Origin of the sequence: Alteribacter keqinensis, from assembly GCF_003710255.1 — a bacterium.
Taxonomy (GTDB): domain Bacteria; phylum Bacillota; class Bacilli; order Bacillales; family Salisediminibacteriaceae; genus Alteribacter; species Alteribacter keqinensis.
In genome coordinates this window covers 592,958-606,008 of the sequence record NZ_RHIB01000003.1, presented here as the reverse complement: position 1 = coordinate 606,008, position 13,051 = coordinate 592,958, and the positions used below count along the sequence as shown (strand labels likewise).

Genomic DNA, 13,051 nt, shown 5'->3' with positions numbered 1-13,051 from the left:
AAGCAGCCCGCCATCATTGACGGGCTGCTTTTTCTGTTGGAGATCTGGTTAATCCAAATGCTGTACCTGGAACAGCTTGTGATACGAGCCTTGTCTGGCCATCAGTTCGGCGTGGCTTCCCTGCTCGACGAGACGCCCGTTTTCGATCAGGAAAATCCGGTCCGCATGGGTAATTGTAGACAGGCGGTGTGCCACGATAAAGGTGGTCCGGTCTTTTGCCAGTTCGAAAAGGGACTGCTGAATGAGCTGCTCGCTTTCAAGATCCAGTGCCGAGGTGGCTTCATCAAACACAAGTATCTCTGGGCTCTTCAGGAAGACGCGGGCAATGGCGATGCGCTGTTTCTGACCGCCGGAGAGCTTCACGCCCCTTTCACCGATGCTGGTATCGTAGCCGTCCGGGAGCTGTTCGATAAATTCGTGGGCGTTCGCTGCCCGGGCTGCTTCGTATACTTCTTCATCGCTCGCCTCGGGACGCCCCATGAGTATATTAAATTTCACTGATTCACTGAAGATAATGTTGTCCTGAAGTACCATGCCGATTCTGTCACGGAGGGTTCGCACCTTATAGTCACGAACATCTTTGCCGTCGATCAGAATCCGGCCGTCGCTTACATCGTAAAACCGAGGAATCAAACTCATAATTGTACTTTTTCCGCCACCGCTCATTCCCACAAAGGCGATCGTTTCGCCGCTCTTCACGTGAAAATGAAGATCCTTAAGAACAAACTCTTCGTTTTCATAGCCAAAGAATACGTGGTCGAATGTCACATCACCCTTTGGATTTTTCATGGCCACTGCGTCTTTTTTGTCTTCAATGTCGTACGATTCATCGGCGAGTTCAAACATCCGGTCCATGGACGCGATGGACTGGGTGAGTGTGGTGGATGAATTGACGAGACGGCGAAGCGGGTTGTAAAGGCGGTCCATGTAGGCCACAAAGGCCACCATTGTCCCCACGGTTACGGATCCTTGAATCACCAGGGTTCCTGCCACTGCAATAACGAGGATCGGTGCCACATCCGTAAGCGTATTGATCACCGCAAAGGTCTTGGCGTTCCACCGTGTGTGATCGAGTGCTTTTTCCAGGAAGTTCTCATTCCGGGTGTCAAATTGCTTTTCCTCGTGATTTTCAAGGGCAAAGCTTCGAATCACGTTCATGCCCTGAAGCCTTTCGTGTAAATGGCCCTGCACTTCTGCAAGTGCCTGAGAGCGGTCCCGGGTAAGGGTTCTGAGCCGTGTGTAGAAAAACTTGATCGATAAGCCATAAAACGGCAGCAGCAGCACTGCTACAAGGGTGAGTAACGGATCCATCGTAAGCATGATGATGATGGCCACAATAATCGTAAACATATCCAGCCAGATGTTCATCATCCCTGTAATGATAAAGTTCTTCGTCTGCTCCACATCATGGATCACCCTGGAGATGACTTCCCCCGATTTGTTGTTTGAATAAAACCTGAGACTGAGCTTCTGCAGGTGGGTAAACAGCTGGTTTCGTATGTCGTAAAGAATCCTGCTCCCCGTCCACTGGGCAAAATACTGCCGGTAGTACTCCACGGGCGGGCGGAGGAAAATAAAGATAAAAAGAACAATTCCCATCAGCCAGTACAGCTGGTTCAGCTGCTCCCCCGTTGTAAGATCCGTTGCTCCGACGATGTCATCGATGACCACTTTCATAAGAAACGGGATGATTAACGGGATCCCGAATTTCAGCATCCCGATGAGTACAGTGATGATGATTTGTTTCCAGTATGGTTTTACGAACTGCATATACCGTTTAATACTGTCCATTTGTTTTCACTTCCTGTCTGATCAACGGTGAATGTTTATTGTTAGTGTTTGTTTTTGCAGTTGCATTCAGCCTGTAGAAAGTGGAGGCATTTTTCCGTAATGTGTGTATTATCTTCCGGAATAGTGGCTTTTTTTCCGCAATGTGGATGTTATTTTCCTTTAAGGCAGAAAAAGAAAGACCGGCTGATTAATGAGCCGGTATCTTTGGTTCCATATTTGTTTTATGAATCAGCGGTGCTGAAGGAAACGCTCGTACCAGTATTCGATAAATCCTGGCTCAAACGGTCCTTTGCGCTGGCTGATCCACTGGACAAGTTCATCTACGCTTCTGCGCAGGATCGCATCAACTTCCTTCGGGTAGTTCATGCGCTGGCTGTGCAGGGCGTATTCATCTTCATCAAGAAGCTTGTAGGTCATGTCGGGAAAGACTTTAATATCCAGATCATAGTCAATATACTTCAGTGCTTCTTCATCATACGTAAAAGGGGTCCCTAAATTACAGTAATAATAGATCCCGTCGTTTCTTATCATTCCGATCGCATTAAACCAATGATGCGCAGTGAAATAACAAATTGCAGGTTCTCGTGTACGCCACTGACGTCCGTCAGATTCTTTTACCATAATTCGGTCGTTACCGCCGATAATTTCGTGGGATGTCCCTTTTAGAACAATGGTTTCTTCCCAGATGCGATGAATATGGCCATTATGTTTATAGCTGTGGACCTCTATGTTGCTGCCGGTCATGGGAAAACTCAATGTTCTACTCCTTTCTTCTGTGGTGAACATTAAACAGGACAGGCTCCCTTCGCGTTAATATTCATGCACGATTTCCTTATTTTTCGGGTACTCTGTGTGTGACCATCCGGTCCTGTGGGTGAAGGTAGAGCTGGAATGGTGGTTCGTCTTTCATGTAGTTTCTGATTTTTAAGTAGTTGACTTTCCGTGTGGAATCACCAGGTGTCACGGGTTCTTCATCTGTTTCCAGGAAGTACTGGTCACAGGCGACCTGACAGAGGTCGATCCATTTCGGGTAGTCGGCTTCTTCAAAAATCTCAAAGGTTTCTTTAGACATGTAAAAGGGCCGGTCGGGTTTACAGTTCAGTTGTTCGATAAGGACGTCACTGTCTACTTCGTGGTTGTCTTTTACTATCGTACGTAATGAAACGTCGGGGTTCAACTGTTTTGCATACTGATTTATGGCGCTTCGCATTTCTTCGATGGTGACGGGTTTTGTTTCTACGTTTGGTTTCTTCTTACGATTGTTGCCACCTTTTTTCCTTTTGAACCACATATGCGCCCTCCTCACCCATTGCTTATACACTTTTGCCTTATCTTCCCTCTATTTTTCTTATTATACTATTGATTCAGTCAATTTTAAATGTATATTGGCTCGGATTCTGGTTTTTGTTTAGGTTGGGGTGGTTGGTAGATGCTGAGACGGGGGTTGGAATTTGTTTTCCTGAAGATGTGGAATTCTTAATATAAGCTTTTTGTCTAATAGACTTGTGACGATATAATTCATGTCCGGTGCTATCGGCAGGCGTTTGCCTGCCTTGTTGTGCCGGCGCACAACCTACATAATAAAAAGCGAAACACCTTCCAAGCGAGCTTGCGGTGATTTCGCTTTTTAATTATGTTTCGCACCTCTTATATAAAAAACGCGCCGTTTCGCTTGGAAACGGCGCGCCAGGATTCAGCTTACAGTTATTGTTGCTGACGTCCTTGTTGTTGTTGCTGTTGTTGTGCAGATGCTTGTCCTTTACGCTGAGCAGAAGCTTGGTTCTGCTGGCGTACTTGTTGAGCATCAGTTTCGCTCGCGAACTCCTGGTTGTGCTGGTTCTGAGCGTTTTGCTGTTGTACTTTTTGAGCGTTTGTTTTTGCAGCTTGCTGTTGAGCTTGCTGCTGTTGTTGGTTTTGCTTACGCATGAGTATCACCTCCACGTACATTATGATGTCCCGCGGGGTTGTTTTTATCCTCAAAAATTTGGTGGTTTTTTAATTTTGGTAAGAAGTGTTGAGTTATGTGAGCAGTGAAATGCCGCCGTCAACAATGATTGTCTGGCCGCAGATCATTTTCGCCTCGTCTCCAAGAAGGAAAACAGCGGCGTCAGCAAGATCGTCGGGTTCCACGATCCGGCCGGCTGGTGTCCGGTCTTTGGCATCCTGAAGCAGTTCATCGCGGTTCGGGAAATGTGTAAGAGCGTCGGTATCCACAGCTCCACCTGACACCGCATTGACGCGGATGCCTTTAGGGGCAAGCTCAACGGCTAAATAACGGGTAAGGGCTTCTACCGCCGCTTTTGATACGCCTACCGTAGTGTAGTTTTTTAAATAACGTTCGGCCCCTAAAGAACTCATGCTGACGATGGCTCCGCCGCCGTTTTTTTCCATACGCTTTGCAGCTTCCTGAGAGCAGAACAGCATGCCTTTGTTGTTGATGTTCATCGTCCAGTCCCAATGGGATTCTTCAAGTTCCATGATCGGGCGTAAAACGCCTGATGCGGCGTTGTTAACAAGAATGTCCAGGCGGCCAAAATGCTCATCGATTGCTTCGAACATTTCAGCAACTTTATCCTGCTTGGCAATGTTTGCTTTTACCGTTAACACTTCCGCTCCGAGTTCACGCAGTTCGTCTGCCGTTTCTTCTGCTTTTTTCCGGCTGCGGGCGTAGTTGATGACAATGTTGTATCCTTTTTGGGCTAATTTTGTGGCAATCCGCTTTCCGATTCCGCGGCTGCTTCCTGTAATGAGAGCAACTTTCTTTTCATTCATCGATTATTTCCTCCTATTGACTTACGAAGAGCTTTTCTCCAAATTTACACTTCATTATATCGCATATGAAGGCTTTGGACTAGAAACACTAAGAACCGGCGTATTGTACGCCAAGTTTAAAGGGGGCTTTTCATCATGTATGTAGGGCGCGATATGACTGAGCTGTCAATGATGGGAAAACAGGATTGGACTGACAAGGAACTGGCTTTTTTTCATCAAAACTTGCAGCAGATCTCTCCTTACCTGAATTCAGAAGGGCTTACGATTCACCGGGAGATTGTAAAGGAAATCATGAACCGCGGTGGTATGGAGAAAGAAGCCGACTGGACGAGCGGCAGCCGTGTTCATTATGATTGACCGTTTCATCTCTTAAAAATCAGGCGTTCCGCTGTGCGGGGGTCTGGTTTTTTTAGTAATTCGATTTTATGAAAAATGTGTTCCAGAGAGACCTCAACTATTTATTAAAAAGTTGAGGTTGGGAGATGCAACCGGAGTATCCTTCACTTTCCGCGGTGCCCCGGTGAGCCTCCTCACTTCGTTTGCGTCGTCTCTCCCAGCCCGTACTCGTGCTAGAAGTCTTCTTCTCGTCTAAGTTATAATTTACCTCTAATTCAACGCAAATGCGGAGTTTGAACGGAAGACTGTTAAAGGATTGCAACTCTTTTTAAAGGTAACAATCGACATTCACCTTTTAACTCCTTCTAAAATGGGGAACCGGGGTGATATAAGGTGACGCAGTGCCTGGCTTTTTATAAAATAGAAGGTAGAAACTTTTGAAGGAGAGTGAGCACATGAAAGCAGTGGCATATCACGAATACGGCGGAGCTGACGTTTTGCAGGTTGTGGAGCTTGAGAAGCCGGAAGTCGGTGAAAATGATGTTCTTGTACAAATCGGAGGAAGTGGCCTTAACCCGGTGGATACATATTTCCGAAAGGGGATCCGTCCTGTTCCCCACTTCCCTGCTGTTCCTCATTTCGACCTCGGAGGTATGGTTGTGGAAGCTGGCAGTAAGGTGACAAATGTGAAGAACGGCGACCGGGTATGGGCGACAAACGTTATGGGCGGTACGGCAAAAGAGTACGCTTCAGTGCCATCTGAAAAGCTGTTTAAGCTGCCTGAACATGTGACGGAAGCTGAAGGTGCAGCTGTGGCGATGGCTTTTATGACGGCGCACTTAAGCCTTTTTCACCGAGCAGGGTTAACATCTGGTGAGACGGTCCTTGTATACGGCGGTTCTGGAGCTGTGGGACACGCGGCGATTCAACTGGCCAAACAGGCTGGAGCGACAGTCATTGCAACGGCAGGATCGAATGAAAAAGCTGAAATCTGCCATGATGCAGGGGCGGATGATGTGATTCTTTACAAAGAAGAAAAGGTCGTCGCAAAAGTGGAAGACCTGACTGGTGACATGGGTGTTGACATGATTCTTGATATGAGTCTCAGTGAAAACATAAAGAATGACCTTGCTATGATTAAAGTAGGCGGACGTATTGTGACGATCGGCTCTCCTGTGAACAACACACCTGAACTTCCTTGGCGGGAACTGAACCAGAAACACGCGTCTCTTATGGGGGTGCTTCTCTTTACGGCACCTCCGGAACAACTCCGAAAAGCGGGTGAAGAGATTGCTTCTCTTCTTGAGGATCAGAAAGTGAAGCCGCATTTGGCCAAGACGTTCCCTTTTGAAGAAGCGACGGAAGCCCATCAGTCACTTGAAGATAAAGTATATAACGGAAATATTGTGCTTGTGCCGTAAATTTTTTAACCCAAAGGAAAGCTGTTAAAGGCTGACTTGAATATTGGTACGACTTTTTAAGAGTGAATGACCTCCAGAAATAAATAAGCCTACTTTAGATGGGGAGGGAATGTACAACACTCCTGTGGAAGTGGGGGCCTTGGCAAGACCCCGCAGTGCGAAGGAGGCTTGCCGGCACCTCCGTGGAAAGGGAGTAAATTCCCTCCCCATCGACCTCATACAAAAAACGATGCTGCTCCCAAAGGTATTTTACCCTTGGAAGCAGCATCGTTTTGTTTGCCCACAAGTATTGAACTGCAATAAATAAGAAACTCTCTGTCAGGGTGCCAGAAACACGGCGCCGTAAATAAGTGAACCGAGAATCACGAACGCCGGGTGTACCTTCAAGCGTTCCAGAAGTAAAAAGCTGATCACGACCAGAAACCCTGTCTGGATCATACCGTTGTCAACGTAGGAGGTGGCGAAAAAACGGTAGGCCATGATGCCTAGAAGGACGGCGATGGTCGGTCTCACAATCATCGACAGGAGCTTTACTTTCGGAGAATCCTTGAACTTGTAAAGGAGACCGAGTAAAGCAATCATGAGGATCAATGAAGGGGCTACCGTGGCAAAAACCCCGACTGCTGCGCCCAGCACGCCTCCTTCAACATAGCCGATGTACCCGGCCATCTTTGTGGCTATCGGACCGGGAAGGGCATTGCCAAGGGCCAGAACTTCACCAAACTCCTCCACCCCCATCCAGTTGTAGCGATGGACCACTTCGTATTCAATGAGCGGAATGGTCGCTGGACCGCCACCGTAGCCGACAATCCCGGGGATAAAGAAAGCGAGAAAGATCTCCCAGTAAATCATGAGCGTCTGCCTCCCTTCCTTAGAAAGACAAACACTAACAGCCCGGCGATCACAAAGGCCGGATGAATGCCTGCCAGACTAATCAAAACGACACTTAACACGATGAGCCCAAGACTGTACCACGTACCAAGCCCTTCTTTTGACTTGGTGAAAAACTGCCACGTAAGGACGGCCAGCATCACGCCTACCACCGGCATAACACCGTTGGTCATCCCCTGTACCCAGCCATACTCCCGAAAGGATTCCAGAGAGACGAGTAGTACGATCATAAGAACGATCGTAGGGACAATGGATGCTAAAAGGGCGTTGAACAGCCCGGTTACTCCTGCCACACGATAGCCGATATAGCCGGCCATTTTCGTTGCTATCGGACCGGGAAGTGTATTGCCGATGGCCAGTATGTCGGCAAACTCGTCGCTGTCCATCCATTTATACTTTTCCACTACTTCTTTATGAATGAGAGGAATGGATGCCGGGCCCCCGCCGTAGCCGAGCATCCCTACTCTGAAAAAGGCTGAAAACAACTGTTGCTGCGTCACGAACGTTCCCTCACTTTAATAAGCAGATATGCTTCCGTCTGTTCTTGATTCTGTTCCGCCTACAAGGACGCCTGTTTTCGGATCGCGCCAGATAATCTGGCCGCGGCCGAATCCTCCGCTGTTATGGGCTACTTGAATGTCATGGCCTCTTCTTGACAGCTGGCGTGCTACCGGTGCGCCGAAGCTTTGTTCAAACATGACTGTTTTGTCCTTCGTCCACTGCCACCGGGGCGCGTCCAGGGCGGCCTGGGGGTTTAATCCGAAGTCCACCGTGTTCATGACCACCTGCATATGCCCCTGTGGCTGCATGAAGCCTCCCATGACACCGAACGGGCCGACAGCTTCGTCATCTTTTGTTAAAAAACCCGGAATGATGGTGTGAAACGTGCGCTTACCTGGCTTCAGGGCATTTTCATGTTCAGGGTCAAGGCTGAAATTATGGCCCCTGTTTTGAAGGGCAATGCCTGTTTCAGGAACGACGACGCCTGAGCCAAAGCCCATATAGTTACTCTGGATAAAGGACACCATGTTTCCTTCACCATCAGCAGTGGCTAAGTAAACCGTGCCCCCTTTTGGCGGCTCTCCGGCTGACGGGTACATAGCATGTTCGCCAATCAGTTCCCTGCGCTCACGGCCGTATTCTTCGCTTAACAGAGCACCGGTGGAAACACTCATGTGTCCTTCTTCAGTGACATATTTGTTTCCGTCTGCGAAGGCGAGCTTCATCGCTTCAATCTGGCGGTGGAGGGTGCTTTCGTCATCACGGCCGGCAAACTCATCGTCTTTTAGCATGTTTAAAGCCATGAGGGCGATAATTCCCTGTCCGTTCGGTGGGATTTCCCAAACATCATATCCCTTATAGTTGACGGAGATTGGCTTTACCCATTCAGGTTTAAACGAAGCGAGATCTTCCTTGCGCAAAAATCCGCCATGCTCCCTTGAGAAGCGGTCCATTTTATCCGCAAGCTCCCCTTGGTAAAAGGCTTCTGCATTTGTTTTGCCGATGAGTTCGAGGGTGCGGGCGTGTTCTTCTGACTTCCACACTTCACCCGCTTTTGGTGCGCGGCCTTCTGGTGCAAAGATTGTAAACCAGTGTGCGTACTCTTCGCCGTCGAGTTTTTCTCGGAAGGCGTGCTCGGCTTTTTCCCAGTAAAAGGCGAGAGTCGGGCTTAGGGGGTAGCCTTCACGGGCGTATTTCACAGCAGGTGCGAGGACGTCCATGAGGGGCAACTTGCCGAACTTTTCCGATAATTCGGCCCACGCTGCCGGAGCTCCGGGGACCGTTACGGGAGTGAGGCCGAAAGTCGGGATTTCGTTGTGGCCTTTCTTTTTCACTTCTTCAATGGAAGCGGTAGCCGGTGCGGGACCGCTTGCGTTCAGGCCGTGGAGTTCCCCTTTTGTCCAGACGAGGGCGAATGCGTCTCCGCCGATGCCGTTGGATGTGGGTTCGACCACGGTGAGACAGGCGGCTGTGGCAATTGCAGCGTCGATGGCATTGCCGCCTTTTTTCAGGATGTCGAGGCCTGCCTGGGATGCGAGGGGCTGGGATGTGGCAACCATGCCGTTTCGTGCGTATGTAACCATTCGTTGTGAAGGATAAGGGTAGTGCTGACTGTCGAAATTAACCATTAAGTAAGCTCCTCTCGAGACTTTGTTTTTTTCATCCTATCATATTTCGTGTTCCGAATAAATTGAAAAGTTTGCCTTTGATGTGATTACTGGCAATGATGAACCGGTATTACCTTGAAAAAATCAGCCACCCTATAAGGGAGGGGGTGAATACGGATGGCACAGGATGTATTATGTGAGGTAAACAACTGCGTACACAATATGGAAGGGCAGCGTTGCGGTGCTTCTGAGATTTTTGTGGTCAGCCACAAAGGGAAAAGTGCTTCCCGACAGGAAGAGACGGATTGTAAGACGTTTGAGCCTACTGATTTGGGATAGTGATTACCGCCACAAGAGGTTGTTCACCTTTTGTGGCGTTTTTTATGTTTGATATTAATTCTTCAGCCCGGGAAAAGGCAGTTTTTGATCTCCGCTCTATGCTTTTAAAATACCAAAAACCTTGGTTCGTTTCCCCTTTAAACAGGTTCAGTGTGCATTTAAACGGGTTAAGCATGCATTTAAACAGGTTAGCACCCACTTTAAACAGGTTAACACCCACTTTAAACAGGTTAGCCTCTACTCCCAAGGTTTCACCGGCATTCTCGCCCTGCTTTCCTTCACGTTCTCAGTCTAGAAATTGGAACGGCTTTGGCCCCCGTCTACGTTGAGGGTAGCGCCCACTACCCAGCTGGCGCGTTCGGATGCGAGTAACACCGCAACATCTGCCACCTCTTCCACTCTTCCGAAACGGCCGGCGGGGATTTCGTCTTCTACAAATTTGTTGATTTTCTCGGGGTTCTCGTCGAGTCTCTTCTGCCAGTTGCCTGTTGGGTGAAGGATTGATCCCGGGGCTACGCTATTCACCCGGATCCCGTCTTTGATGACTTCATCAGCAAGAGATTTTGTAAAGCTGATCATCGCTGATTTTGCACTGTTGTACGTCGGCTTGCCGCCTGATTCACGGCCAAAAATAGATGAAATGTTTACGATGGCACCCTCGCCTTTTTCCCGCATATTCGTCACCGCAAGCTGGCTGAAGTGCACAGCAGACATGTAATTGAGTTCAAAAGCTTCACGGAACTGGTCGAGTGACGTCTCCATTGTTTTACCGCCGCTGCTTCCACCAACGTTGTTTACAAGAACGTCAATGCTGCCGAAATCGCTAAGAAACTGGTCAAAAACACGGTGCCGTTCGCTCTGGTCGGTCAAATCTGCGGAATAAACGTGTACGTCTCCTCCGAGCTCTCCTTTGGCTTCGTGCAGCGCATCCTCTGAGCGGGCCACGATGCCAACCCGCGCCCCTTCTTTTAAAAATGAAGCTGCAATTCCTTTTCCTATTCCTTTTGAACCGCCTGTGATCAATACGCTTTTTCCTTTAAGTCCTAAATCCATTTATTTCTCCTCCTTAATGACGTAATCAATGATTTTCTGATGGGACACCGGGAACGGATAGGTGTCCACTTCTTCTTTGTTTACCCATTTAAGAGTGCCGCAAAGCGCCGCATCTTCTTCAATTTTCCCCGTAAACACATCGATTTCCCAGACGATATGGGAGAAGACATGTCTGACGTGCTGGACATTCTCAATGGTTTGTGGCTCCTGAAGACCCCGCTCGTATAAATAACGGCGAAGCTCTTCCCCCGTCCGGGAATCATCCTCGCAGTTTGGAAACTGCCACAGCTTTGCCAGAAGGCCGGTATCGGGCCGTTTCTCAATGAGCACCTGGCCCTTTTCATTTTCAAGAACAACGGCTTTCATAGCTTTTGCCTTGGGCGGTTTCTTTTTTGCTTTAACCGGCAGAAGATCCTGGACCCCTTCGGCTCTTGCGCTGCAGTGCTCCTGAACCGGGCAGATGAGGCACGACGGGGAGCGTGGCGTACAGATGAGCGCCCCGAGTTCCATAAGTGCCTGGTTAAAATCAGACGGGTTTGTATGTATGACAAGGCTTTCGACAATGTCTTCAAACCGCTTACGGGTCGTCACTTTACCGATGTCATCATAAATCGTAAGAAGGCGGGACATGACCCGCATGACATTGCCGTCCACTGCCGCTTCCGGCTTGTTATAGGCGATACTCGTGATGGCACCGGCTGTGTAGGGGCCGACTCCTTTCAGTTTGAGGATTTCTTTTTTCGTATCGGGCACAACGCCGCCATAGTCCTCGGTAACTTCCTTGACCGCCTGCTGGAGGTTTCGCGCTCTCGAGTAATACCCCAGACCTTCCCATGCCTTAAGAACCGTCTCTTCTTCGGCTTCAGCAAGGGCTTTCGGGGTCGGGAAAAGGGATATAAACCGGTTAAAGTACGGAATAACCGTGTCGACCCGTGTCTGCTGAAGCATTATTTCAGATACCCATATTTTATAAGGGTCCTGGTCTTCACGCCACGGCAGGTCTCGTTTGTTTTTTCTGTACCAGTCTGTGAGTTCGTTGCAGAAGGCCTCGATGTTAAATTCGTTTAATTGTTTGTCCATCTGTGTCGGTGACTCCTTTTACATTTTAGCTATGCTGCAAATACATTTGACACTATCGTACTGATGATTTCAGCTTCGTGGAACGGAATACGCTCCCTTTCCGCGGACTCGCGCCGAGCCTCCTCAGGGCTTTGCCCGAAGGCACTGGAAAAGTTCGCTCTTTAACTTTTTCCAGTGCCTTCTAAACAATGAGCGGAACGGTTGCATGTTTTAAAAGCCTGTTATGAATGGGTTTCTCCTAACAGGCGAGCAACCGGTTGGAGCCATTGCCACTTGAATAAAGGCACTGAAAAAGTTGGTTTATACTTTTTCAGTGGTGTCTCTAGCCCTTGCGGGGTCTCTTCTGTCTCGCATTTCTGCAGGAGTGTCATATTCCGTTCAACTCCGCATTTGCGTTGTGAAAATCAAGGAATTAGTTAATTCATAAGGAAAAGAAAGCATGATTATTTCTGTGTTAAAGATCAATGTTTATTATAAACGCTGTTTCCACATAATTGTTTCTAATTTTACTTCCTTTAAAGAACAGAATATGAAGATGAAGCCTGCGTGCCCTTCGCTTTCCGTGGCGGTGCCGGCAAGCCTCCTCAAGCTGAAGCTCTGCGGGGTCTTGCCTGGCCCCCACTGCCACAGGAGTCTCCGACCCTTCGGCTTCATTATCTTTTCAGTAAAAGCAACAATTTTTACGAAAACAGAAATTAAAAGTGTTGATTACAGCGAATGCAGGGAGCAATGAGCGCTTACATCTTGAAAGAGCTGCGAGTTGCTTCGACGTACCGTTTCTGGTAGAGGAAGAAGCAGGCATAAACCTCTTAGAGGCTTACCGGCGCCCCCGCGGAAAGGGAGTGCAATGAGCGTAAATCAAAACCTGAGTTTAGCAGAGCCTTATCATAAAGCAGCATTCTGTTTGTATCTAATCTGCCTGCTTTTGGATAAAGGCCCAGCAGTGAACTTTTTTTATGCCGCCTTCAACAGCGTGGTCGAGCTTTGAAAAAAGCGGGTGTTCGTTTGTGCACCGGAGTTTTTTCATTGCATGATAATGGCTCATCGTAGGCATGGTGAACATTTCAACGTACAGCGCTTTCTGGTCTGCCGCTTCGTACCAGTCCACGTCTTTGGCGCCATACTCGGAAAGAGCCGGCAGCACGTCTTTCATAAGTTCTTCGTATTCTTCAAGACGGTCTTCTTTGACTTTGTATTCAAGAAAAATCTGCAACTTTCGATTCATCTCTTATTCTCCTTTTGAAAAGCCTCTTTTTCGGG

Annotated in this window: 15 protein-coding genes; 4 read left to right on the top strand and 11 right to left on the bottom strand. The window is 48.4% G+C overall.

Going from position 1 to position 13,051, the window contains the following annotated elements:
- Positions 1-48: 48 nt before the first annotated feature.
- From EBO34_RS18415 to fabL, 5 genes are all read right to left on the bottom strand, one after another.
- The gene (locus EBO34_RS18415; RefSeq protein ID WP_122901319.1) at positions 49-1,791 is read right to left on the bottom strand and encodes an ABC transporter ATP-binding protein; all 1,743 of its coding nucleotides are present in this window, start codon (positions 1,789-1,791) and stop codon (positions 49-51) included.
- 228 nt (positions 1,792-2,019) lie between these two features.
- Positions 2,020-2,547: a nucleoside tri-diphosphate phosphatase gene (ntdP, locus tag EBO34_RS18410; protein ID WP_122901317.1), complete on the bottom strand. Its 528-nt coding sequence runs from the start codon at positions 2,545-2,547 to the stop codon at positions 2,020-2,022.
- Positions 2,548-2,623: 76 nt separating this feature from the next.
- The gene (locus tag EBO34_RS18405) at positions 2,624-3,082 is read right to left on the bottom strand and encodes a DUF3939 domain-containing protein (protein WP_122901315.1); all 459 of its coding nucleotides are present in this window, start codon (positions 3,080-3,082) and stop codon (positions 2,624-2,626) included.
- Between the two features lie 413 nt (positions 3,083-3,495).
- Positions 3,496-3,717 carry a gamma-type small acid-soluble spore protein gene (locus EBO34_RS18400; protein WP_122901313.1) on the bottom strand — a complete coding sequence of 74 codons (222 nt, stop codon included), beginning with the start codon at positions 3,715-3,717 and terminating at the stop codon, positions 3,496-3,498.
- Positions 3,718-3,810: 93 nt separating this feature from the next.
- Positions 3,811-4,563, bottom strand: coding sequence for an enoyl-[acyl-carrier-protein] reductase FabL (gene fabL / locus EBO34_RS18395; protein ID WP_122901311.1), 753 nt, complete (start codon positions 4,561-4,563; stop codon positions 3,811-3,813).
- A gap of 135 nt (positions 4,564-4,698) precedes the next feature.
- Here fabL and EBO34_RS18390 point away from each other — a divergent pair, with 135 nt between their 5' ends.
- Together EBO34_RS18390 and EBO34_RS18385 are read left to right on the top strand one after the other, a co-directional pair.
- Positions 4,699-4,920, top strand: coding sequence for a cytosolic protein (locus EBO34_RS18390; protein ID WP_122901309.1), 222 nt, complete (start codon positions 4,699-4,701; stop codon positions 4,918-4,920).
- A gap of 434 nt (positions 4,921-5,354) precedes the next feature.
- Positions 5,355-6,320, top strand: coding sequence for an NADPH:quinone reductase (locus EBO34_RS18385; protein ID WP_122901307.1), 966 nt, complete (start codon positions 5,355-5,357; stop codon positions 6,318-6,320).
- 318 nt (positions 6,321-6,638) lie between these two features.
- Here EBO34_RS18385 and EBO34_RS18380 read toward each other — a convergent pair whose 3' ends face one another.
- Genes EBO34_RS18380 through EBO34_RS18370 form a run of 3 tightly spaced genes read right to left on the bottom strand, consistent with a single transcriptional unit; the run spans position 6,639 to position 9,340 of the window.
- On the bottom strand, positions 6,639-7,172 hold the full coding sequence (locus EBO34_RS18380; protein ID WP_122901305.1) for a chromate transporter: 534 nt from the start codon (positions 7,170-7,172) through the stop codon (positions 6,639-6,641).
- Positions 7,169-7,711, bottom strand: coding sequence for a chromate transporter (locus tag EBO34_RS18375; RefSeq protein ID WP_122901303.1), 543 nt, complete (start codon positions 7,709-7,711; stop codon positions 7,169-7,171). Before EBO34_RS18375 ends, EBO34_RS18380 begins: the two co-directional genes overlap by 4 nt.
- A gap of 15 nt (positions 7,712-7,726) precedes the next feature.
- Complete coding sequence (locus tag EBO34_RS18370) at positions 7,727-9,340, bottom strand: gamma-glutamyltransferase family protein (protein WP_122901301.1); 1,614 nt, start codon at positions 9,338-9,340, stop codon at positions 7,727-7,729.
- 156 nt (positions 9,341-9,496) lie between these two features.
- Here EBO34_RS18370 and EBO34_RS18365 point away from each other — a divergent pair, with 156 nt between their 5' ends.
- The gene (locus EBO34_RS18365; protein WP_122901299.1) at positions 9,497-9,658 is read left to right on the top strand and encodes a DUF1540 domain-containing protein; all 162 of its coding nucleotides are present in this window, start codon (positions 9,497-9,499) and stop codon (positions 9,656-9,658) included.
- 291 nt (positions 9,659-9,949) lie between these two features.
- Here the strand turns inward: EBO34_RS18365 and EBO34_RS18355 are convergent, their stop codons facing one another.
- Together EBO34_RS18355 and mutY are read right to left on the bottom strand one after the other, a co-directional pair.
- Entirely contained in the window at positions 9,950-10,711 is a 762-nt protein-coding gene (locus tag EBO34_RS18355) for an SDR family NAD(P)-dependent oxidoreductase (protein ID WP_122901295.1), read from the bottom strand.
- Positions 10,712-11,791 carry an A/G-specific adenine glycosylase gene (mutY, locus tag EBO34_RS18350; RefSeq protein ID WP_122901293.1) on the bottom strand — a complete coding sequence of 360 codons (1,080 nt, stop codon included), beginning with the start codon at positions 11,789-11,791 and terminating at the stop codon, positions 10,712-10,714.
- Between the two features lie 439 nt (positions 11,792-12,230).
- Here mutY and EBO34_RS18345 point away from each other — a divergent pair, with 439 nt between their 5' ends.
- A complete protein-coding gene (locus EBO34_RS18345) occupies positions 12,231-12,524 on the top strand; it encodes a hypothetical protein (protein WP_122901290.1) in 294 nt (97 codons plus the stop codon).
- Between the two features lie 177 nt (positions 12,525-12,701).
- Here the strand turns inward: EBO34_RS18345 and EBO34_RS18340 are convergent, their stop codons facing one another.
- Complete coding sequence (locus EBO34_RS18340; RefSeq protein WP_122901288.1) at positions 12,702-13,016, bottom strand: hypothetical protein; 315 nt, start codon at positions 13,014-13,016, stop codon at positions 12,702-12,704.
- Positions 13,017-13,051: the final 35 nt, after the last annotated feature.

Coding starts and splice junctions, on each gene's coding strand:
- fabL (WP_122901311.1), bottom strand. CDS start 4,563: ATGAATGAAAAGAAAGTTGCTCTCATTACAGGAAGCAGCCGCGGAATC.
- EBO34_RS18380 (WP_122901305.1), bottom strand. CDS start 7,172: ATGATTTACTGGGAGATCTTTCTCGCTTTCTTTATCCCCGGGATTGTC.
- EBO34_RS18370 (WP_122901301.1), bottom strand. CDS start 9,340: ATGGTTAATTTCGACAGTCAGCACTACCCTTATCCTTCACAACGAATG.
- EBO34_RS18385 (WP_122901307.1), top strand. CDS start 5,355: ATGAAAGCAGTGGCATATCACGAATACGGCGGAGCTGACGTTTTGCAG.
- EBO34_RS18355 (WP_122901295.1), bottom strand. CDS start 10,711: ATGGATTTAGGACTTAAAGGAAAAAGCGTATTGATCACAGGCGGTTCA.
- EBO34_RS18365 (WP_122901299.1), top strand. CDS start 9,497: ATGGCACAGGATGTATTATGTGAGGTAAACAACTGCGTACACAATATG.
- EBO34_RS18340 (WP_122901288.1), bottom strand. CDS start 13,016: ATGAATCGAAAGTTGCAGATTTTTCTTGAATACAAAGTCAAAGAAGAC.
- EBO34_RS18405 (WP_122901315.1), bottom strand. CDS start 3,082: ATGTGGTTCAAAAGGAAAAAAGGTGGCAACAATCGTAAGAAGAAACCA.
- EBO34_RS18400 (WP_122901313.1), bottom strand. CDS start 3,717: ATGCGTAAGCAAAACCAACAACAGCAGCAAGCTCAACAGCAAGCTGCA.
- EBO34_RS18390 (WP_122901309.1), top strand. CDS start 4,699: ATGTATGTAGGGCGCGATATGACTGAGCTGTCAATGATGGGAAAACAG.
- EBO34_RS18345 (WP_122901290.1), top strand. CDS start 12,231: ATGATTATTTCTGTGTTAAAGATCAATGTTTATTATAAACGCTGTTTC.
- mutY (WP_122901293.1), bottom strand. CDS start 11,791: ATGGACAAACAATTAAACGAATTTAACATCGAGGCCTTCTGCAACGAA.
- EBO34_RS18415 (WP_122901319.1), bottom strand. CDS start 1,791: ATGGACAGTATTAAACGGTATATGCAGTTCGTAAAACCATACTGGAAA.